Origin of the sequence: Solibacillus kalamii (genome assembly GCF_002174535.1) — a bacterium.
In the GTDB taxonomy this organism is placed as follows: Bacteria; Bacillota; Bacilli; order Bacillales_A; family Planococcaceae; genus Solibacillus; species Solibacillus silvestris.
On record NZ_NHNT01000005.1, the window covers coordinates 102,685 to 123,474 of the forward strand.

General features: G+C 38.8%; 21 protein-coding genes, 1 pseudogene and 1 other annotated feature. Of the genes and pseudogenes, 13 read left to right on the plus strand and 9 right to left on the minus strand.

Annotation, left to right across the window (positions count from 1 at the left end):
- Positions 1-9: 9 nt before the first annotated feature.
- A complete protein-coding gene (locus tag CBM15_RS09485) occupies positions 10-1,128 on the minus strand; it encodes an AAA family ATPase (RefSeq protein WP_087617292.1) in 1,119 nt (372 codons plus the stop codon).
- A gap of 280 nt (positions 1,129-1,408) precedes the next feature.
- Here CBM15_RS09485 and CBM15_RS09490 point away from each other — a divergent pair, with 280 nt between their 5' ends.
- Positions 1,409-3,343 carry a right-handed parallel beta-helix repeat-containing protein gene (locus tag CBM15_RS09490; protein ID WP_087617293.1) on the plus strand — a complete coding sequence of 645 codons (1,935 nt, stop codon included), beginning with the start codon at positions 1,409-1,411 and terminating at the stop codon, positions 3,341-3,343.
- Between the two features lie 113 nt (positions 3,344-3,456).
- On the opposite strand, the gene yfkAB is transcribed toward CBM15_RS09490, so the two are convergent.
- Both yfkAB and CBM15_RS09500 read right to left on the minus strand, forming a co-directional pair.
- Positions 3,457-4,560 (minus strand): radical SAM/CxCxxxxC motif protein YfkAB, encoded by a 1,104-nt coding sequence (gene yfkAB, locus CBM15_RS09495; protein WP_087617294.1) that lies wholly within the window; start codon positions 4,558-4,560, stop codon positions 3,457-3,459.
- A 137-nt stretch (positions 4,561-4,697) separates the two neighbouring features.
- Positions 4,698-6,515, minus strand: coding sequence for a dynamin family protein (locus tag CBM15_RS09500; protein WP_087617295.1), 1,818 nt, complete (start codon positions 6,513-6,515; stop codon positions 4,698-4,700).
- A gap of 239 nt (positions 6,516-6,754) precedes the next feature.
- Between CBM15_RS09500 and CBM15_RS09505 the strand changes: the two genes are divergently transcribed.
- The 4 genes from CBM15_RS09505 (at position 6,755) to CBM15_RS09520 (ending at position 9,426) form a co-directional block, all read left to right on the plus strand.
- Positions 6,755-8,188 (plus strand): SulP family inorganic anion transporter, encoded by a 1,434-nt coding sequence (locus CBM15_RS09505; RefSeq protein WP_087617296.1) that lies wholly within the window; start codon positions 6,755-6,757, stop codon positions 8,186-8,188.
- Positions 8,189-8,198: 10 nt separating this feature from the next.
- Positions 8,199-8,618 carry a universal stress protein gene (locus CBM15_RS09510; protein WP_087617297.1) on the plus strand — a complete coding sequence of 140 codons (420 nt, stop codon included), beginning with the start codon at positions 8,199-8,201 and terminating at the stop codon, positions 8,616-8,618.
- A gap of 123 nt (positions 8,619-8,741) precedes the next feature.
- Positions 8,742-9,221 (plus strand): hypothetical protein, encoded by a 480-nt coding sequence (locus tag CBM15_RS09515; RefSeq protein WP_087617298.1) that lies wholly within the window; start codon positions 8,742-8,744, stop codon positions 9,219-9,221.
- A gap of 22 nt (positions 9,222-9,243) precedes the next feature.
- On the plus strand, positions 9,244-9,426 hold the full coding sequence (locus CBM15_RS09520; RefSeq protein WP_087617299.1) for a hypothetical protein: 183 nt from the start codon (positions 9,244-9,246) through the stop codon (positions 9,424-9,426).
- 594 nt (positions 9,427-10,020) lie between these two features.
- Here CBM15_RS09520 and CBM15_RS09530 read toward each other — a convergent pair.
- The gene (locus CBM15_RS09530) at positions 10,021-10,578 is read right to left on the minus strand and encodes a DNA-3-methyladenine glycosylase I (RefSeq protein WP_087617300.1); all 558 of its coding nucleotides are present in this window, start codon (positions 10,576-10,578) and stop codon (positions 10,021-10,023) included.
- Positions 10,579-10,673: 95 nt separating this feature from the next.
- Here CBM15_RS09530 and CBM15_RS09535 point away from each other — a divergent pair, with 95 nt between their 5' ends.
- The 6 genes from CBM15_RS09535 to CBM15_RS09560 all read left to right on the plus strand — a co-directional run bounded on the left by CBM15_RS09535 (position 10,674) and on the right by CBM15_RS09560 (position 14,648).
- The gene (locus tag CBM15_RS09535) at positions 10,674-11,234 is read left to right on the plus strand and encodes a TetR/AcrR family transcriptional regulator (RefSeq protein WP_087617301.1); all 561 of its coding nucleotides are present in this window, start codon (positions 10,674-10,676) and stop codon (positions 11,232-11,234) included.
- Between the two features lie 12 nt (positions 11,235-11,246).
- Positions 11,247-11,585, plus strand: coding sequence for a DMT family transporter (locus CBM15_RS09540; RefSeq protein WP_087617302.1), 339 nt, complete (start codon positions 11,247-11,249; stop codon positions 11,583-11,585).
- On the plus strand, positions 11,585-11,899 hold the full coding sequence (locus CBM15_RS09545; protein WP_087617303.1) for a DMT family transporter: 315 nt from the start codon (positions 11,585-11,587) through the stop codon (positions 11,897-11,899). Before CBM15_RS09540 ends, CBM15_RS09545 begins: the two co-directional genes overlap by 1 nt.
- 83 nt (positions 11,900-11,982) lie before the next feature.
- Positions 11,983-12,954 carry a TDT family transporter gene (locus CBM15_RS09550; protein WP_087617304.1) on the plus strand — a complete coding sequence of 324 codons (972 nt, stop codon included), beginning with the start codon at positions 11,983-11,985 and terminating at the stop codon, positions 12,952-12,954.
- A 64-nt stretch (positions 12,955-13,018) separates the two neighbouring features.
- Positions 13,019-13,591 (plus strand): YdcF family protein, encoded by a 573-nt coding sequence (locus CBM15_RS09555; RefSeq protein WP_087617305.1) that lies wholly within the window; start codon positions 13,019-13,021, stop codon positions 13,589-13,591.
- 61 nt (positions 13,592-13,652) lie between these two features.
- Positions 13,653-14,648: an LLM class flavin-dependent oxidoreductase gene (locus tag CBM15_RS09560; protein ID WP_087617306.1), complete on the plus strand. Its 996-nt coding sequence runs from the start codon at positions 13,653-13,655 to the stop codon at positions 14,646-14,648.
- A 180-nt stretch (positions 14,649-14,828) separates the two neighbouring features.
- Here CBM15_RS09560 and CBM15_RS09565 read toward each other — a convergent pair whose 3' ends face one another.
- Both CBM15_RS09565 and guaC read right to left on the minus strand, forming a co-directional pair.
- Entirely contained in the window at positions 14,829-16,418 is a 1,590-nt protein-coding gene (locus CBM15_RS09565; RefSeq protein ID WP_087617307.1) for a 2-isopropylmalate synthase, read from the minus strand.
- A 78-nt stretch (positions 16,419-16,496) separates the two neighbouring features.
- Positions 16,497-16,730, minus strand: a binding site (T-box leader).
- A gap of 145 nt (positions 16,731-16,875) precedes the next feature.
- Complete coding sequence (gene guaC, locus CBM15_RS09570; RefSeq protein ID WP_039967217.1) at positions 16,876-17,856, minus strand: GMP reductase; 981 nt, start codon at positions 17,854-17,856, stop codon at positions 16,876-16,878.
- Positions 17,857-18,214: 358 nt separating this feature from the next.
- Between guaC and CBM15_RS09575 the strand changes: the two genes are divergently transcribed.
- Complete coding sequence (locus tag CBM15_RS09575) at positions 18,215-19,015, plus strand: class I SAM-dependent methyltransferase (protein ID WP_087617308.1); 801 nt, start codon at positions 18,215-18,217, stop codon at positions 19,013-19,015.
- 101 nt (positions 19,016-19,116) lie between these two features.
- Here CBM15_RS09575 and CBM15_RS09580 read toward each other — a convergent pair whose 3' ends face one another.
- From CBM15_RS09580 to CBM15_RS09590, 3 genes and pseudogenes are all read right to left on the minus strand, one after another.
- Entirely contained in the window at positions 19,117-19,494 is a 378-nt protein-coding gene (locus CBM15_RS09580) for a peptidylprolyl isomerase (RefSeq protein ID WP_087617309.1), read from the minus strand.
- A gap of 97 nt (positions 19,495-19,591) precedes the next feature.
- A pseudogene (locus tag CBM15_RS09585) lies at positions 19,592-19,876 on the minus strand (hypothetical protein).
- Positions 19,877-19,927: 51 nt separating this feature from the next.
- The gene (locus tag CBM15_RS09590; protein ID WP_087617310.1) at positions 19,928-20,218 is read right to left on the minus strand and encodes a hypothetical protein; all 291 of its coding nucleotides are present in this window, start codon (positions 20,216-20,218) and stop codon (positions 19,928-19,930) included.
- Between the two features lie 159 nt (positions 20,219-20,377).
- Here CBM15_RS09590 and sspO point away from each other — a divergent pair, with 159 nt between their 5' ends.
- Positions 20,378-20,527, plus strand: coding sequence for a small acid-soluble spore protein O (sspO, locus tag CBM15_RS09595; protein WP_014823938.1), 150 nt, complete (start codon positions 20,378-20,380; stop codon positions 20,525-20,527).
- Positions 20,528-20,790 lie beyond the last annotated feature (263 nt).

The window sequence follows — 20,790 nt, forward strand, 5'->3', positions numbered from 1 at the left end:
CTTTATTCTTTAAAATCCGATGACATCTGAAGTAATTCGAAGCAATTGTTTATGCATTTCCGTTTTTAAACTGTGCAATTCCGGACGGCTCGGGATTTGACGGCTCATATTTTGTACTTCTACAAATAATGTTTTTCCCTGCAGGAGCAGTTGACTCAGTTCCGATTTAGCAAGCGGGGATTTTTGAAGCATCGCATTTCTTGCTGTTAAAATAATCATTTCAAACTCGTTCGATGTCCTGTGAATAAACGCTTCTACTGTATCAAAGGCAACTTCATTAATGATTTGTTCTGTTAACGGTTTTTGTTCGATTGTTTCCCACAAAATATTCGTCAAAATCGACAAGTCTTCCCGAATCACCTCTGTACGTCCGTCTAAATACGCCTTCGCTTTCAAAATCGACAATGACTGTTTAAAACGGCGATCGGACGGTCGAATCCCTTCATCATGAAGCGCCTGCCTTATTTTAGCGATCACTTTAAAAATCGTATCAGAAATGGCAACCTTATCTGTCCTTTGCTGATGTTCGGTCAGCTCGTCCAATGTTATTTTCGAGATTTCCTTTTTTCTTTCATCTTTTAACATCGCAATAAAGGCTTCTTCTTCACGGATATAATTCACTTCATAGCGCAGCAAAAATCGGTCGAATAATGCTTCTAGTCCTTCCCCTTCTTCGATGTATTCATTGGAGGAACCGACCATCGTCAAAAGGGGTGAAGCAATGGGAACCCCGTTGTTATAATAAATCCGCTCATTGATGAGTGTGAGCAGTGAATTCAGAATCGCAGAGTTTGCTTTAAAGATTTCATCAATAAATGCAAAATGGGCTTCCGGGAGCATATTTGTCACATTTCGTTTATAAATCCCCTGTTCCAAATCTTTCAAAGACAGCACACCAAACAATTCTTCCGGTGTACTGAATGGTGTCAATAAATGCTGAAAACAATGACTTCCCTCGACAATCGAACCAAGCATGGACGACAGCACACTTTTTCCTGTCCCCGCCGGTCCGATAAATAAAAGGTGCTGCCGTGATAATAAGGCAATTAATAATGCTTCAATCTCTTCTTCCCGATCATAAAAACGTTCATTCAGTTGCTGACGGATGGTTTGCAGCTGTTGACACATTGATTGACCACCTTTCCCTCTTTTTTTCGTAAATCCGTATACCCGCACGTTTATGTAATACTCTACTTATAACGTTACACTTCCTGTACGGTTTTTAAACCTTTGCTTGTCTTAATTCTTCCTGTAAAGAACTAGGAATATTTCAGGCGACTTTGCACTATTTTAGTAAGAGCATAGGAAAAAATTTTTTCATGTTTCCACACAATTTTAGTTACAAATGATTAATTTTGTTATTTTACGTGAACATATTACATATAGCATGTTTTGTAGGAGGAATCGTATGGCGTTAGTAAGAGTGTCATCTTCAATTTTTTCACGCATTAAAACAATTCAAAAAGCGGTGCATCGAACAATCAACCATGATGATATTATCGTTGCATCCGGGACATATAATGAAACTTTAACTTTTGAGGAAAACAGAACGATTACCGCACAAAATGATGCAACGGTCTGTATAAAAGGAACGATCGTGATTGCTGAATGTGCGACCGTCACATTTGAGAACATGACAATTCAACCTACAACGCAAATTTACGTCGAAGGTAAAATTATATTAAAAAACTGCGTTATTCAAGGTGGACGTACAAATGTTCTGTTGGCACTGAACGGCGGGACATTACAATGCAAAAATACAACATTCATAGGTGCAGCGGATGCGGCAGTCACGTTGGTATACAATAGTGAGGCCCATTTGGAAAATTGTCATTTTGAAAATAATAGAAAAGTCCATATATTAGCGGAAAATTCAACAATTCATTTAACAGATTGTACACTCTCAAAAGCAAACCAGGCGCTTTGGGTGAAATCTCATGCAAAGGCTTATTTGACCCATGTAAAAGTCCAGCATCATTCCGGCACACAGCTCATTATTCAAGACCATGCCTTATTGGAAATGAACGACTGCGAAATAATGCACGGCGAAGGTAATGGTATATATGCATCAGACGATTCAAACATTCATTTAATAAAAACAGCTATACAGCACCATCACCTTCCCCAAATCTGGATGCAAAAAAGTTCCCTAAACGTAACAGATTGCAAAATTCAATACGGCAACGAATCCGGTATTATTTTACGGGATGGTTCGGAAGCAATGATCGAAAATTCATTGATTGCTTTCCATAAAATCGCAAATGTCCAGTTATTGCTTGAATCTTTACTCAATATGACGAACTGTGAAGTGTACAGTTGCCAAGGGGTCGGCATTCATATAAAGGAAAAATCGATTGCAAACTTCAACAGTACGGTGTTTGCGTATAATGTGCTGCCGCAGCTTTTCATTACCGAAAACTCCATCTGTACAATAAAAGATGCGACGATTCAGGAAGGCAAACAGATTGGGGTCTATACGGAAAAAGGGGCTTCATGTTCGATTGTTTCCAGTACGATTACAGGACATAAAAACGCAGCGCTAACGGTGATGGAGGCAGAATTATTCCTTTTAAACACAACAGTGCATCATAATAAAGGGAATGGCATTTTAGCGGTCAATCATTCAAAGGCTTCTGTGGACAATTGCCATTTCAATCACAATGAATTGGCGCATATTGCAGGGAAAAATAACAGTACTGTGACGATTTACCAAAGTGAATTAGTCGGCGGTAAAAGTATATTTGTCATGGATCAATGTGAACTGGAAGTAACCGAATCGGTTGTTAAAGATGGTACAGGAATTCAAATTGAAATGGTCGGCAATACAAATGCCACGATTCAACAAACCCAAATTAGCGGCGGTGAGACAAATGGGATTGTGGCGATGAAAGATACATCGGTCCATATTATCGATAGCCAAATATCTTGTCATAAAATGCCGCAAATCATCGTCAATGACAGCTCTCTAGTATTAAAGAACAGCGAGTTGATGGAAGGTGAACGAAATGGTTTAATTATTGAAAACCATGCAGAAGCATTAATTCAAGATTCATTCATTTCCAATCATATGTATTCTCAGTTATGGATTGACTCCGAATCTTCTGCGGAGGTCAACGCCACACAAATTATCGAAGGCCATGAATCCGATATTTTTGTACAAAATAAATCGGTTCTCCATGCTTCGAAATGCATTATCCAAAATGCGAAATTTGATTTCAATATCCAAGCGGTCAACTTCTCGAAAATCTATCTGTCCGAAACAATGGTCGACAATTCGTTCGGTTCAAAGTTTTACAGTGAAAATAACAGCGAAATTTCATCGAATTTGGATGAAATCAGTTAGATGCATTACTACCTGTAACTTTTTTCAGTTGCAGGTAGTTTTTTTTGCGGACAATAAAAATCAGTTTACCGTCCATTCCATGTTGGATTGAAGGGTAAACTGATTTTTGAGGTTTATTTAATACTCCCACTGACAAATTCTGTCTCAGGGTAATACATATTTTTAACAATAACATTCGCCCCAAGGCATTTAACCGCAGGACAATGACAGTTGATCGATTTAGAAATATTTGAATCTAGCCATCTCTTGTAAATCTGAGTCAATGATTCATTTTTAATGTTGCCGAACGCCTGACCGTCATCCGAGAAATCGGTAACCGAAATATCACCGGAGAAAATATTGAGATTCATTCTTGAACGACCATCTACATCGTTTCTCATTGTCGTATTTGATGCGTTATTGATTCGGTTGATTAATGCTAGATCACGCTCATCACGGCTGCACGGATAGAATGGCAATGTTCCGAATAATACCCAAATATCTTTATTTCGGTAATCGAGAATTTCATTGATCACTTTTCTGTATTCATCCAAACCGATTGTTTCTAAACTTTCAGCAAAATCGCTGGCGTACATCGGATGAATCTCATGACGCTTACATAGCATTTCATTTGCCACTTCATGATGAATTTTCTCCATAAATGGCACTGTGTTACGATTTAGCATTGTTTCGGCGGATACAAACATACCGCCTTTTGACAGTTCTCTTGCGTTGTCAAAAATATTACGATATAAGTTTCCTCTATATTCAACTGACGGCGTTTTTTCCATCATAGCGAATCCTGTTTCAACAAATTCTTTTTCATCACACCAGTTGTGCGATATGTGCATGACATCTAAATAAGGAGCAACCAGCTCATAATGTGACATCGGCAAAGTGAGGTTGGAGTTGATCTGTGTCTTGATCCCCCTGCTTTTCGCATATTTCAATAATGGTAACAGATTATCTTTAATTCCCTTTTTCGTCAATAAAGGTTCCCCGCCTGTAAAGCTCATCGTGCGTAATGTTTCAACTTCATCCAATTTACGGATGATTTCGTCTGCCGGAATGGCCGGTAACTCTTTCGTTAGTAATGTATAGCCTACTGCACAATGCGAGCATCTCATATTACATAAGTTCGTTGTTGTAAACTCAATATTTGATAAAGTTAATTTACCATGTTGATCGATATCAATATATGGTTCCCATTCATCATGCGGTTTAAAAATTGTATTCATTTAAATACTTCCTTTCTGCGAGTACAATTTTCTCATAAAACAGTTGTATTGGAAAGGCTATTGTTTGTAAGGAAACCGTAGAGGGGGTATCACATGGAAATAGCTGCGCGGGATGAATTTCCCGCGCAGCCATTTTTTTAGATTTCGATTATTCCCGGTAATTCCGGAATGTCCGATACAATATCTTCTTCGGATAACCGCAACTCAAACAGGGGGTATTTCTCTTTCAAATTCAGCTGTGCCAGCATTTCACCCGAGTCTGCTACTGCTGGGGCTTCATATGAAAAATCTACCGTCATAATATGATCAATCGTCTGTCGGATGTACGCTTCTTCCTGCTTTTTAATCGGCAGCACTCTTTCCAATAAAAGGGGCTCTATCGCATCTTTCAAAAAGCTTTGTGCTTCCGCCATACAGCTGAATTCCGCCAGTTTATTCGCATACGATATCATTTTGGACTGTTTGCGAATTTGTTGGGCTTCCAGTTCTTTCACCTGATTGCGTATTGTTGTCAGTTGCTTTTTTGTCAGATCGTTCAGACGGATTTGGACTGAATCCAGTTTTTCCAGGATAAATTGTTCGTATTTTTTAATAGACATCAATTTCTGTTCACATTCTGTCCGGATTCTATTCAACGTTTGAATTTGCTCGGACACTATCGACGAAAGTTCACTCTCTTCCAATGGAAATGCAAGCGACATCCCGGTTTGCTTTTTGAATAGCTTTTCCAGTTGCCCATATTCCATCATGTAATCTACATGCAATTTTCGGTAATCACGTACATTTTTTTGATAAAGCGCTGCCTTTTCCTCATACATGTCCACGACGGGATCATGTAGATAGGAATAGCTTTCCAGTGTCTGCAACAGTTGAAAAAGCGTTTGTACTTCTTTGAATACTTTACTGACCGTTTCATATTGTTTTTCAAAGGAAGTAATAAGCGCTTTATCCTGTTGTAATTGAGCGGCATCAATATGAAGATCGACTTGATGCTGTACGATATATTCAAACGCCGATACATACGGTTCTCTTGCCGGAATTGTATTCATTTCCACTCGCATTCGTTCAAGCCATTGTAAAAACCGCTCCGTCGTATGGCGTGTCTTCTTCTGTTTGTTATCAATTAACTGGAACATGAGTTGTGACAGCTGTGTTATTCGGGAATCAATGAGCAGCTGTGTACTATTCGTCTTACGGGCTTCTTGTGCCTGTAAAGCAGAAACTGGTACATCCTCCCCAATATAGTAGCCGTATCGTTCTTTCTCCACTTCAAGAAAGGCTTCCACTTCCCCATCTACCCGATCAATCCCGTTTACAACTAAATGAGCCGTTATCCCCGTCTTGTTCAGTTTTTCGATAAAATTCACTTCTGCTTCTGTTGCAGGTGAACCCGCTTGTAACACCCAGAATACTTCATCACAACGCTGTAATAATGCCGGTGAAAAGTAGGCGGTATTGTTTGCGCCTGTTTCCAGCGCTACCGAGTCGACAATGGTCACTTTCTTTAATAACTCACACGTTATATACACTTCCAAATAATCCAGATGCTTACGAATTATTTGCGCACTTTCTGAATTTGAAATAGTAAATAGCGAGAGGTTGGCAATATCAAATATTACTTCCATACCATTCAGAAAAACAGCTTTTATATATTCCTCATCACCGTATTTCAAAAATGTATTTGTCCTCGTTGGTTCTGAAGGGCGGTCTTCCAGCAGATTTCTGCCGATTAAACTGTTGATTACTGTCGTTTTCCCAACCCGCTCTTTTCCGATAAAGAGGACGATTGGCTGACTGTCCGCATCATCAATGATCCTTTTTAAACGGGTAGTCGTATCTTTTACATAACTATTTTGAGACAGAATACTATGCAAAGGTTTTAGCCGTTCAATTAATTGTTCCAACGGATTTTGTTCATCAAAGTTGTTTAGCTGTTCGCTGAATCGCTCAGTCATACGGGTCACTCCTTTACAAACATTGTTATTCTATTATAAACGCAGTGATTTCAACACGGACAAGTAATTACGAAAAACGAAATAATTGGTTCCTCATACTTAATCGACAAAACGATGACTAGGTATTAACACATGGAAATTATCTTGAGTAAATTAAATTTCATCATAATGTTGCTATTGCTCGACATTGTTTGCATGCTATTATAGTAGAAGAATATTTAAAAGGAGCTACACAATATATGTACAATATCCGTGAGCAATGGTTTGGGAATGTACGCTCAGATGTGCTGGCAGGACTTGTTGTCGCACTGGCCCTCATCCCTGAAGCAATTGCTTTTTCTATTTTAGCCGGTGTAGATCCGATGGTCGGTCTCTATGCCTCATTTGTCATCGCTGTAACAATCAGCTTTGTCGGTGGTCGACCTGCGATGATTTCCGCTGCAACAGGAGCGATGGCACTTGTGATCGTCTCACTTGTAAAAGACCATGGATTGCAGTATTTACTCGCTGCAACAATTTTAACTGGTATCATTCAAATCATATTTGGGATGCTGAAAATTGCACGCCTGATGAAGTTTATTCCGAATGCGGTCATGATCGGCTTTGTTAACTCATTGGCAATTTTGGTATTCATCGCCCAAACACCGCACTTTATCGGCGGCGATATCGTCACATGGGCGTTTCTTTTAGCGACAATTGCTCTTATTTACGCAATTCCTTTTGTCATTAAAGGTATCCCTGCCCCTCTTATTGCCGTCGTAATTTTATCGGCAGTAGCCATTTATTCAGGCTTCAATTTAAATACGGTCGGAGATATGGGCACGATTACACAATCGCTGCCATCATTTTTAATACCAGATATACCGTTTAATTTAGAAACGTTGATGATTATTCTGCCGTATTCACTTGCTTTGGCTGTTGTCGGACTAGTCGAATCATTACTGACCGCTTCTATTTTGGATGATATGACGGCTTCTGAGAGCGATAAAAACAAAGAAGCACGCGGACAAGGAATCGCCAATGTGATTAACGGATTGTTCGGTGGTATGGCCGGCTGTGCAATGATCGGCCAGTCTGTCATTAACGTAAAATCCGGTGCACGCGGCCGACTTTCCACTTTTGTAGCCGGTGTATTTTTAATGTTTTTAATTCTCGTTTTAGGTGATTATGTTGTACAAATTCCTATGCCGGTGCTGGCCGGTGTAATGGTTGTTGTATGTATTACCCAATTTGACTGGCAATCATTCAAATACGCTGTGACAGCACCGAAAAAAGATGTGTTTGTTATGCTTCTGACAATCGCGGTTGTCCTGTATACACATAACTTAGCGTTAGGTGTTGTAGCCGGTATTATTGTCAGTGCGCTGTTTTTCGTCAACGAAATTTCACGGGTAAGTATTTCACAACAAGGGAAAACATACTTTGTCAAAGGGCAACTATTCTTCGCTTCTACGGAAGGCTTTATCGACTATTTCAAATCGGTTCAAAATGATCATTCTTCCATCGAAATCGACTTTTCACAATGTAAAGTGTGGGATGATTCGGCAATCGGTGCTTTAATGAAGGTAAAGGACCAGCTGAAAGCGAAAAATATAGAAATAACCTACTTGAATATTGATGAATCAAGTAAACAGCTGTTGAAGAAGTTAACCGGTACGACATTAATCGATTAGGAGGTGGCGTATGTATCAACATATTTTACTTGCCGCTGATGGTTCGCAAAACTCGATACGTGCTGCAAAAGAAGCTTTAAAAATAGCACTAATACATGCAGAAACATTGGTGACGATCATTTTTATTATTGATATGGAAAAAGCAAAGACGGACGTACTGCATTCAAGTTCCAATGAAAGTCTATACATGGAACGCCGTCGAAAGCTTGTGCCAATCGAGGAACTGTTCAACGAGCATCAAGTTCGCTATAAAGTGGAAATCATTCATGGCTCACCAGGACCTGAAATCATCAAATATGCCAACACACAAAATGTGGATTTGGTTGTAATCGGCAGCCGCGGGTTAAACAGTCTGCAGGAAATGGTATTAGGCAGCGTGTCGCATAAAGTGATGAAGCGCGTTCAATGCCCTGCGATGCTTGTGAAATAAGAATTTAGACAAAACATATTTCGGTAACGAATATGTTTTGTCTTTTTTATATGGTATAACTTATATAAATTAAGTAGAAAAAATACAGGTTTACAGTGTTAGAGGGAATATGAGGTGAGAATAGTGTTTTTCTTAAAACCTAAATTAATAAAAAATGATTTGAAATATATGGCGGAATTATTATCTAAAGATGTTTCACCCGATCAATGGGATCAACATAATTTAACGAAAGCTAATTTGGACTATTCATTGGATAGTGTTCGTCTCGTTAATGAATATGCTGACAGATTAATACAAACAGAATTTGGACAGCAGCTTTTAAAAGAGCATGCTGATAATTTTACAACACGTATTGGTGTTTATTTAGGCGAGGTAATTAAAAATCACAAAGCCGGGAAATATCGCTGGTTTGATTTTAACTCGATAAAAAAAAATACCGTACATTTAAATCACTATGTACTGAGTGTAAAAGATGAATCGGTTCTTTATTCTAAAAAAATGGATACCGTATTATGTCCAATCTATGAAGTGAAGCAATACTTTGAGGGCAATTCCAACTATGATAATTTTATGGCATATGTAGAAGAGGCGATTGAAAACTAGACTTCCTATGGAGGAAATAATTATGACCAATGAGGCATTAACAGTATTAGCCATAATTTCGATGGTGATATGGATTGCTGTATCTAAAGAAGCTGTAAAACCTTTAAATGAGGTTAACCGACGAAAAATGATAGCTTTAACATCCGCAGGAACTTTATCAGCAATTGTAATAACTACTATCCTTTTTCAAAATTTGTTATTTTAACTTGAATGAGTAGATTATAAGGAGGAAATTTTGAAAAAACTACTTTAATTACTTACTATTCCTATCATAGTTTCGTTTGGTTGCAGCAATACCATCGTTGCAGAGTTTGCAATTGTTAAGGAAATCAAAGAGAATTCGATTGTCATTGAAGATTGGGGAGGAGAAACAAAGGAAATAGTTGTTCCTGAAACTAATGATTATACTTTCCAAATAAATAAAGAGTATTTGTTTAATTACGAGGTTAAGAAAAGTAACAAGGTTGTTTTAATTTCAGCGGAATTGAATACTCCTTAAATTTTCTGCTCTACCTTATATCGTACTGAATTTCAATAAAGTTTCGGTCATATTGCATCGGTGCAAAATATAATCCTCAATTTTTACTGCATAATCCTCAATCTGAGCTATAAAATCCTCACTTTCTCTTGCTTAATCCTCAATTCATAGTTGTTAATCCTCACTGGCAAGCAATTAATCCTCAAATCTACTTTTAATCCTCAGTTTTCCTATATAATCCTCAATTCGGGGCAGATCATCCTCAAATGTGCGCTGACGCTTTCCGCGAGCCCAGCTGGAGACTGCCCCATAAAAAAGGTATTACCTTTTGAAACAGTGGCAATTCGCTGTATGGTCATTCACCATACCGACCGCCTGCATATAGGAATAGCAGATCGTGCTGCCGACGAATTTAAAGCCATCTTTTTTCAGTTGCTTGCTCATCCGGTCGCTTATTTCTGTTGTAACGGGGACTTGTCCGAATGATTCCCACGAATTGATCATTGGCTTGCCGTCGACAAATGACCAAATATAGTTTGAAAAGGACCCGTATTGTTTTTGAATGGCCAAGAAGCTTTCCGCATTCGTCACAACACTTTTAATTTTCAACCGATTGCGGATAATGCGTTCGTCATTTCTTAATGCTTCAAGTTTTTCTTCATCATATTGTACTATCTTTTTTGCATCGAACTGATCAAAAGCCGCCAAATAGCCTTCTCTTCTTTTTAAAATAGTCAGCCAGCTTAAGCCTGCCTGCGCCCCTTCCAGACAGAGCATTTCAAACAGCTTCCGGTCATCATAAACGGGTACGCCCCACTCTTCGTCATGATATTTCACATAGATAGGTTCATCCAGCTTCACCCAACTGCAACGATCCATGTCCTCACCTCTTTTAATCCACTGTAATCCAACTCGTTTGCAATCGCAAATAATTTTTGTTATCCTTACCTTACGAACGTCAGGAAGGTGATAATGTGACAAAAGAAAAAATCATTCAGGCCGCCTTGCACAATTTCAGTGAACATGGCTATAGTGGCGGATCGTTGGCTCAAATCGCAGAAGAAGTAGGAATACGGAAGCAATCAATTTATACGTATTTTAAAAGTAAAGATGCCCTTTACTTAACGATTTCGAAACAAGCAATGGAGGCTGAGCTGTTGTTTGCAAAAGAATTTATCGCACAACACCAACAACTTCCTGTCGAGAAAGTATTGCTGCCATTTCTGCAGTCTTTTCAGCAGCGCTTTGAAACTATAGCGGAAACTAAATTTTTCATGCGCTCGATTTTCTTAATGCCCCAGCATCTGGAGCAACAGTTAAGTGAGCAAACGTATATTTATTTGGACGAATTGGAAAGGCTTTTCACGGATTATTTAAAAACACAAACACTTTCCGTTTCGGCGAACGATGCAGCAATCGGTTTTTTGGCATTACTTGATAGCCTGTATGTCGAAATGCTTTATGGTGGCAGTGAACGTTGCGAAAAGCGGCTGCAGGCGGGATGGACAATATTTTACAGAGGAATTAAAAGCTGAGGTGTACACATCATGACAAAATACTGGATACTCGTCCTATTGGCAGGCATCATTGAGATTGTTTGGGCAATGGGACTGAAATATGCAAACACATTGTGGCTGTGGGTCGGTGTTGCCGCATTGATCGTTTTATCGTTTTATATTTTAATCATCGCAACGGAGAAATTGCCGGTTGCTACCGTTTATGCGGTCTTTACCGGGATCGGTACTGCCGGTACGGTCATTGCGGAAACGGTCATTTTCAACGAGCCGTTCAGCTTAACGAAAATCGGCTTTATTGGATTATTATTAATCGGTGTCATTGGACTGAAATTGATTTCAAATGAACCGGAAGAAACGAGGGATGCATAATGGCTTGGGTCTATTTAATTTTTGCCGGAATTTTTGAAGTCGGTGGCGTCATCGGGATGAACAAAGTTGCCCAGAAAAAGTCACTTGGCTCCTATGCGTTTCTAATCGGCTCCTTTATTATTAGTTTTTCGCTCCTTTCAATGGCGATGAAAGAATTGCCGATGGGGGTTGCCTATGCTGTATGGACAGGAATTGGTACGGTTGGCGGTACCCTTGTCGGAATGTTCCTCTATAATGAATCAAAAGACTGGAAACGAATTCTGTTTATTTCGTTTATTATTATTGCGGTTGTCGGATTAAAAATTACGCAGTAGAATAGAGGTACTAGAGGCAATGTGTACATTTTATGAATATTTTCATAGATTGTGCACATTGTTGTTATATTTTGGAGGCCATTATGAGAAATTTATTTCAAGTCGTCCCAATTCCAATCAGTGGGCTGATGCTCGGATTGGTTTCATTGGGAAATTTATTTTTAAGTATGGGCCAAACCGCTTTCGGTCATGTCTGTTTTTTTATAGGAATCTTTTTATTTCTATTAATCATTGGCAAACTAATCTTTGCGTTTTCCAGTATCCTTACAGAAATGCAAAACCCGATCATTGCATCGGTATCCCCTACTTTTACGATGGGAACTTTATCAATAAGCAGCGGGTTGCACTATTACAATGTACATGAGTTCGTTATACATATGATCTGGATTTTGGCTGCGACGACTCAAGTGTTTATTATTTTTTATTTTGTTCGAACATTTATTTGGAAAAAACGGATCGCGATTTCCGATATTTATCCAAGCTGGCTAATCATGTTTGTCGGGACAGCTGTTATGCCACTAACGGCGAGTGATCTTTCAGGGATCTTCACAAAAGCCATCGTCATTTTTGCGGTATGTGCCTTAATTGTTTTAGTGCCGATTCTTATTTTGCGCGGTTTTGTAAGAAAGGATTTACCGGAGCCGACGATCCCAATGCTAACGATTTTAGCCGCGCCCGCTTCGATTAGTTTAGCCGCTTACTTCCAGCAGTTTGAAAGTCGATTCGGTATTGTTTTGATATTATTCATCGTCGCGCAAATCTTGTATCTTTTAGTACTGTCGAAATTACCAGGCGCATTGCAGCTTCCCTTTTATCCGAGCTATGCGGCCTTTACATTCCCATTAGTCATTTCTGCTACAGCAACTAATGGTGTTATTCATTATTTTGAACAAAATGAGTTGTCGACAAGTTGGCTGGAAACGTATTTTTATTTTCAGTTAACATTCTCGGCAATTATTGTATTTTACGTTTTAATCCGCTATATCAATTACTTATCTATACAAGTGCGACAACAGCGCAGAGTCATTCGAAAAGAAAAAGAGGCAATTTCATAATTGTTCCGCAATAGCGAAACATTCCCCCTTTATGCACCGTATACTATATAAAGGGGGGATTTTTTTGAAAAGAATTATTTTTGCACTATTATTTATTCTAATTATACTCGTGTTAATTTTCTACTGGCTCGACCATGAAATGAATGCTGTGTTAAAAAATGAGGCAGATGGTTCAAATGAATATGTTGTCATTTTAGGAGCAAAAGTGAAACCAGGCGGCATCCCTTCCCTGTCATTAAAAAACCGTTTAGATGCGGCAGTGGATTATTTGAAAAAATATCCCACTGTAAAAGCGATTGTTACAGGTGGCCAGGGTGCTGATGAGGATCGAACGGAAGCGTCGGTCATGGCAGACTATCTAGTCAAACATGGGATTGCTGAAAATAGAATCTTACTGGAAGATCAGTCTACAACGACTTATGAAAATCTGTTATTCGCAAAAAAACTATTGCCCGATACTACCGCGAGCATCACGATTATTTCAAATGATTTTCACTTGAAACGTGCAACAATCCTCGCCCGAAAGCTCGGTTTAAAGGCGGATGTCGTAGCAGCCCCTACCCCGAAAGTCATCAATACAAAATCCCGTATTCGCGAACGTCTTGCGATCATTAAAGCCTATACGAGAGGCCAATAATTTTACATTTCGGGTCCAATTCGTTATCGTAAACTGTAACGAACAGTTGAGGTGAATTTCAATGAAACTTAGTATATTAGATCAAGTACCCATTTCAAAAGGCATGACATCAACCGAAGCACTAGCTAATGCAGTGAAGCTTGCGCAACTTGGTGATGAGCAAGGTTATGAACGAATCTGGTTTGCAGAACACCATAACACGACTTCCCTTGCCAGCTCTGCGCCTGAAGTAACAGCTGCTTATATAGCTGCGAAAACAGAACGCATCCGTGTCGGAACGGGCGGCATTATGATGATGCATTATTCTCCATTTAAAGTGGCAGAAGTATTTAAAACATTGGCAGCACTGGCACCAGGACGTATTGATTTCGGTGCAGGCCGTGCTCCTGGCGGGGATATGCCGGCAATGACCGCACTTGCCAGTGGACGCAGACCGGATCTGACAGAACAATATGATAAACTTGAAGTCATTTTACGTTTAATGAATGAACAGCGTACTGGTGAAGCTGTTTATGATAATGTCGTAGCAGTTCCATTTAAAGTTCAGCTGCCGCAAAGCTGGCTGCTTGGATCAAGCGGACAAAGCGCGAAAAAAGCCGGTGAAGCCGGAGTTGGCTATTCATTTGCCCAGTTCTTCAATGGACAAATGTCAAAAGGAATTTTTGATGCGTACCGTAACAGTTTCCAGCCATCATACTATATGGAACAACCGCAAATTATTACAACTTATGCTATCAGTGTAGCTGAGACGGCGGAAGAAGCGGAATACTTATCGATGCCGATGCAAATTACCCGTCTGAACTTAATGCGCGGTAAGCTCCTAAGCGTACTTTCTCCTGAAGAAGCAAATGACTATCCGCTAACTGAGATGGATAAAATGATTTTGGAACAAAACCGTCCGCTAATGCTTATCGGTTCTGCTGAGGATGTTGCGAATCAGATTCGAGAAGAACAGGCATATTATGGCTTTGATGAAGCAATGATCAACTGTAACTTATATACGATCGATCAACGACTGAACAGCTACCGTCTTTTAATGGAACAGTTTAATAAATAATAATAATTTAATAAGGTAGTGCCATTTGAATTTCAAGTGGCACTACCTTTTTCTTTTACATATAGTCCGTTGGTATTGCAGTCTAAGAACAACAATGACAAGCAACTAAAAAGCAGTCCAAACTTTACTTGCCGTAAAATTTGAACTGCCGTAATTTATATGTTTTTCAATTCAAACTGTTTACACTGTAGCTGTCGTCGTAACAGGTTGCGGGGCGATTTTTGCTACGATGACGCTGTTTACCGCATTAATATAAGCCATTGCAGAAGCTTTTAAAATATCAGTATCTGCTGCTTTTGCGATATAGTTTTCCCCGCCGTATTCGATAATGATTTTAACTTTCCCTAATGCTTCTTGGCCGCGTGATACGGAGCTGATATTGTACTCGACAAGCTTTACCTTGATTCCAGTAACATCCGCAATAGCTGAGTAAAGGGCATCGATCGGGCCGGAGCCGACCGCACTTGATTTGAAAACATCTTCTCCGCGGCGGATTTTTACGCTGGCAGACGGGAAGGCAGCGTTTGAAATAATCTGTAAGTCTTCAATATCATAAAACTGATCAGAGTAGGATTCTTTATTCGGATTATTCTTTTCTGTTTTTTCATAGTAGTTTTCTACGATGACATATAAATCATGATTGTAAACTTCTTTTTTTGAATCAGCCAGTTTTAGGAAGCTTTCAAAAATCCCTTCAAACTCTTCTTCCGCAAAATCATCAAAGCCTAATTTAGACAGTGCATTTTTTACTGCATGACGACCAGAACGTGCTGTTAATACAAGTTCCATATCATCAAGGCCTACATCTTCCGGATGAACGATTTCGTAAGCATCACGTGATTTCAGTAAGCCATCCTGGTGAATACCTGATGAATGGGCGAAAGCATTGTCCCCTGTAATCGCTTTGTTTACTTGGACATCCAGTCCCATAAAGCTCGACACTAAGCGAGAAGTATTCATTATTTCCTTTGTATTAATATCTGTGAACACATCGTAAACGTCACCACGTGTTTTAATCGCCATAACCACTTCTTCTAATGCCGCGTTTCCGGCACGTTCGCCAATACCGTTCATTGTCACTTCTACTTTATCTGCACCGTTTTTGATCGCTGCTAATGTATTGGCAGTAGCCATCCCTAAATCGTTGTGGCAGTGAACTGAAAGCAGCACAGAATCATCCAGGTTTTTCATTCGGTCGTTCAGCTTGGCAATCATTTCACCCCACTGTTCCGGCTCTGCGTACCCGACTGTATCCGGTACGTTGATCATCGTAGCCCCAGCCTTCATAACCGCTTCAATCGTTTTCCAAAGGTATTCAAAATCAGAGCGGGATGCATCCTCTGTTGAATATTGTACTTGCGGCAGTAACGTTTTCGCATATTTCACTGCGTCTACTCCGATTTGCAGAATTTGATCCTTCGATTTACTAAACTTTTTCTCCACATGAATATCGGATGTCCCTAGAACCATATGAATCATCGGATTATTTGCATATTTGACTGCATTATAAACAGAATCAATGTCATCTTTTACAGCACGAGCAAGTGCCGTAATCATCATATTCGAATTATGGCCGACCTTTTGCGCCACAGCTTTTACCGCATCAAAATCACCTTGTGAAGACGCTGGGAATCCGGCTTCAATAATATCAACACCAAGCTTTTTTAACTGCTGGGCAATTTCCACTTTTTCATATAAATTCAGTTTAGCCCCAGGCACTTGCTCACCATCACGTAATGTTGTATCAAAAACCCAAATTTTTCTGCTCATTTTCATTTCCCCTTTTCTTCTCAAATTGATTTTTAAACAGTAAATAAAAATAAAAAAACTCGCCTCTATGAAAAATTCCATAGAGACGAGGTTAAACTCGCGGTACCACTCTAAATTGAATGTCCATTGCTGAAACATTCCACTTAACGACAAATCATTTGCCAGTCTTTTAACGGAGACTTCCGACTTCCCTACTCTAATTTCAGGTCGTAGCTCATGGACGAGTTCAACAGTTGTATCTGCCAGTTTGCACCACCCACTGGCTCTCTAAAAGTATACAAGCTATTTACTGCTTCCAATCATTGCCTAGATATTACCTTGAAATGAAGTTTACCGGCAATGAAATAAAATGTCAACCCTTATTATCAGAAAATTTAAAAATTACACACTAATTTATTGGCATCACGATTCGGCTTTGCGCTCGCACAACTAACTTCATTTAGCGCACTGAAGAAAGTTAAATTTTATCACCATTGAAAATTGAATTTTTAACAATTGCATAATCTACATTACGAATCGCCGATAGCGTTTTGCCGCCAGCATATGAGATTGATGACTGTAGATCTTGTTCCATTTCAGTTAACGTATCGAAAATCGAACCTTTTGAGTCAACGTACATTTTTTTGCCTTCTACGTTTTTGCGCTCACCTTTTTGGAATTCTGATGCAGAACCAAAGTATTCTTTCACTTGTTTGCCATCAATTTCCACTGTTTGGCCTGGTGATTCTTCATGTCCTGCAAATAGTGACCCGATCATCACCATTGATGCACCGAAGCGCACTGATTTTGCAATGTCGCCATGTGTACGAATACCGCCGTCCGCGATAATCGGTTTTGAAGCCGCTTTTGCACACCAGCGAAGTGCTGCTAACTGCCAGCCACCTGTACCAAAGCCAGTTTTAATTTTCGTAATACATACTTTACCTGGACCAATCCCAACTTTTGTCGCATCAGCTCCAGCATTTTCAAGGTCACGTACTGCTTCTGGTGTACCGACATTTCCTGCAATCACAAAGCTGTTTGGTAAATGTTTTTTAATATGGCCGATCATTTCGATGACTTGGTTTGAATGACCATGTGCGATATCGATCGTAATATAGTCCGGTACAAGCTGAGCATCTTTCAGTTCTTCGATAAATGTATATTCCTCATCTTTTACACCAACAGAAATCGATGCAATGTAGCCTTTACTTTGCATATCGCGAATAAATTGCGCACGCTTTTCAGGCTGGAAACGGTGCATAATATAGAAATAGCCTTGTGCAGCTAATTTTTCTGCTAATTGCTCATCAATAATTGTTTGCATATTTGCCGGAACTACCGGAAGTTTAAATGTATGATTTCCCAAAGTAACGGTTGCATCGCATTCTGTACGACTTTTCACTATGCACTTTGCAGGGATTAATTGAATATCTTCATAATCAAAAACTGTATCTATCATTTCACTACACTCCTAAATACGAACATTTTTCGTCTTTTTTATAATAATCATTCGACATCTGTTACTTTACAAAACAATGAAAACGTTGTCAACCATAAAACGAATAATTTATATAAATTTAATATAAACGTTCGGTTTTTTAAGAGATTTCATTAAAATCCTCCGTTGTAAACCCCTTAAATTTTAATTATGCCCTTATTTCTAAATAACTATTGTCCACTGTCTCGTCACAATGTTTTAATAGGAGTATAGAAAAGGAGTCGATGAATTGATGTTAGAGAAATGGTTGAACGTTCAGAAATAATATTGAGCTGAAAAAAGGCTCAATAATCAATCATTATTGGAGCTGAAAACATTGGAACATTTATTAAAATGCATGAAAATGATCGGAGACGATACAATCCAACGTACACAATTAACACATCGTATTGAACTGGTAAAATCCTTTCAACTAAAAAAAGGCATGAAGGTACTGGAAATCGGGTGCGGTCAGGGTGATACTACAGTAGTACTGGCGGATGCCGTCGGAGAAACAGGACATATTGTTGCAATCGATATCGCATCTCCTGAATACGGTGCACCAATCACATTAGGCGAAGCAGCGGAAACTATTTCACAATCCCATTTAGGACAGCGAATCGACTTCCACTTTGAAACGGACTTTTTGCAAATGCCGTTCGGCGAAAAATTTGATATCGTCGTTCTATCCCATTGCTCATGGTATTTCGAAAGTATCGAACTGTTAAAGAATTATTTGCAAAAAATTAAGCAAGTCGCAGAACGGATCTGTTTTGCTGAGTGGGACATCGATTATACATTGGAGTCCCAGCGTGCCCATTTTTGCGCAGCCAATATTGCGTTGCTTTATACAGCTTTTACAGAAAATGATGGGAATATCCAGAATCTCTTTCATAAAACGCAAATAAAGGAACTTATGCATAGTGAAGGCTTTTCAATCAATTTTGAACAAACCGTCGATGCCAGCTATTTGCAGGACGGGCTTTGGGAAATCGACTACAGCAATTATTTGCTAAATGAATTCCCGGAGGTTCCGACAAAAATTCAGTCATTGATTCATAGTTATGCCTATTTAATGAATGAGCAATCAAAGCCTCCCCTTTCGCTGAATAGTTTTGTACTGTGTGCTGATTTGTAAAATTAATTAAATTAAAACTCAAAAAACAGTTTTCCTTTGATAATAGGAAAACTGTTTTTTCAATGCTATAGATCTTAAGCAAAAAATTTAAAAATAAATTTTTATAAAATCGTCATACCACCATCAAAAGGCGCATTTTCTTCGTTAACTAGCGCATTAATTGCATCATGTTCCGAATTTCCACGATGTAATTGATAAACATACTGTTTCAACTCAGTATTACCACGATTGGTTGTATTAAATTTTATATTTAATATATTCTCTGTCACTTCAAGCTCAACTGAAACTTCTTCTGTTGAGTGGAAAACAATGTAGGTGTTCTTTTCTCCACTAGTAATCATTTGCAGGGTAGAACCAGAGTTGATGACATCTTGTACTTTGCTAGGAACACTTTCCAATTCACTAATGCTCAACTGTGAAGAATTACAAGCTGCTAAAATGATGATAGCAACTAACATTAAAGAAGATAACCTTTTCAAATACTTTCCCTCGTTTCTTAGTAAACTCCAATTAATTTAACCATCTGGCTGCAAGAGCGCGCTAAATCTCATAAAAGCAACATGCAACAATAAGTAATTATTTCTTAAGCTTTCGTTCTATTAGGATAGGTGCAATATTGAGAAAGATCGAAACAATCGTCAAAAACTATAATGCCCTTTCCATAGTGGGTACTACATCTTCTAACGCTGCCAAATCTTTCACTTCCACCCAATCCGCTACAAGACTGTATTCTGCACAAAGTGTTAATGCTGTAAATGATAACCCTATTGCCATCGCAAGTTTGTAATCTTTACCTGTCATAAACATATACAGATTTATAAAAGTTGCTACTATTGCAATAATTCCTATTGCTAACCACATCATGATGCCTCCGTCACTCAGGATAGTTATTATCTCTCCAATTTAACATTACTATGGTTCGCTAATTCCCATGGCTAATAATAAAAGAAATGCAAAAGCTAAAACGGCCAGATTTGCGATGATCCCCATCAGCCCGATTAATAATTTGCTCATGCGTAATTTCGAAATCCATGACGATAATCCAGCAGTTATAAGACCAAAAAATGATAAAATGGTTAAGACTATAATGGTACGGTAAATATCAGTTTCCGGTCCTCGTACAGAAAAGAAATAAATAATACTTACGATTACAGGTAAAAGAGAGACAACCCCTAGAATTAACCCAACTTTTCCTTTATTCAAGTAAATTCCCCCTACTATGGCTAGATCTGTTTGTTAAACAATTTCACGAAGACTATTATTTTTAAATTTTTAAATATATAATGCTGCGTTATTGTACGTTTAACTAAAATGCATACTCATGACACCACGTGGCAAACTAACATCATGGAGGTGTATATAGTGAGTAATAACAATAAAAGCACTCGCAGCACTAGTGATGAGCAAGCAGTACGAAAGAATTTATCAAAGGAGCTTGATCACGAACTTGCCAACGAACCTTTGACAGCTGCAGAGAGACTGAACAATAAGAAAACGAAGAAGCGCCAATAACAGCATAACAGCATGCCCCCATCTAAAATAAGTTGGGGGCAAATTGATGTTTACAATAAAAAAGTAATAATACACACGTCATTCGCCACGACTTACATCTATACTATCCCTCTTCTTTATATCACAAAAATATTTCCAAAGATGGTATGTAGACCAAAATAATGTCGGAAAAATAAGAATTGAAAGTGTTGAAACATACGATTTTTCAAGAACATTCTTAGGGGTAAAATAAACGTATAAGACCATAGTGATTAGGAATGGCA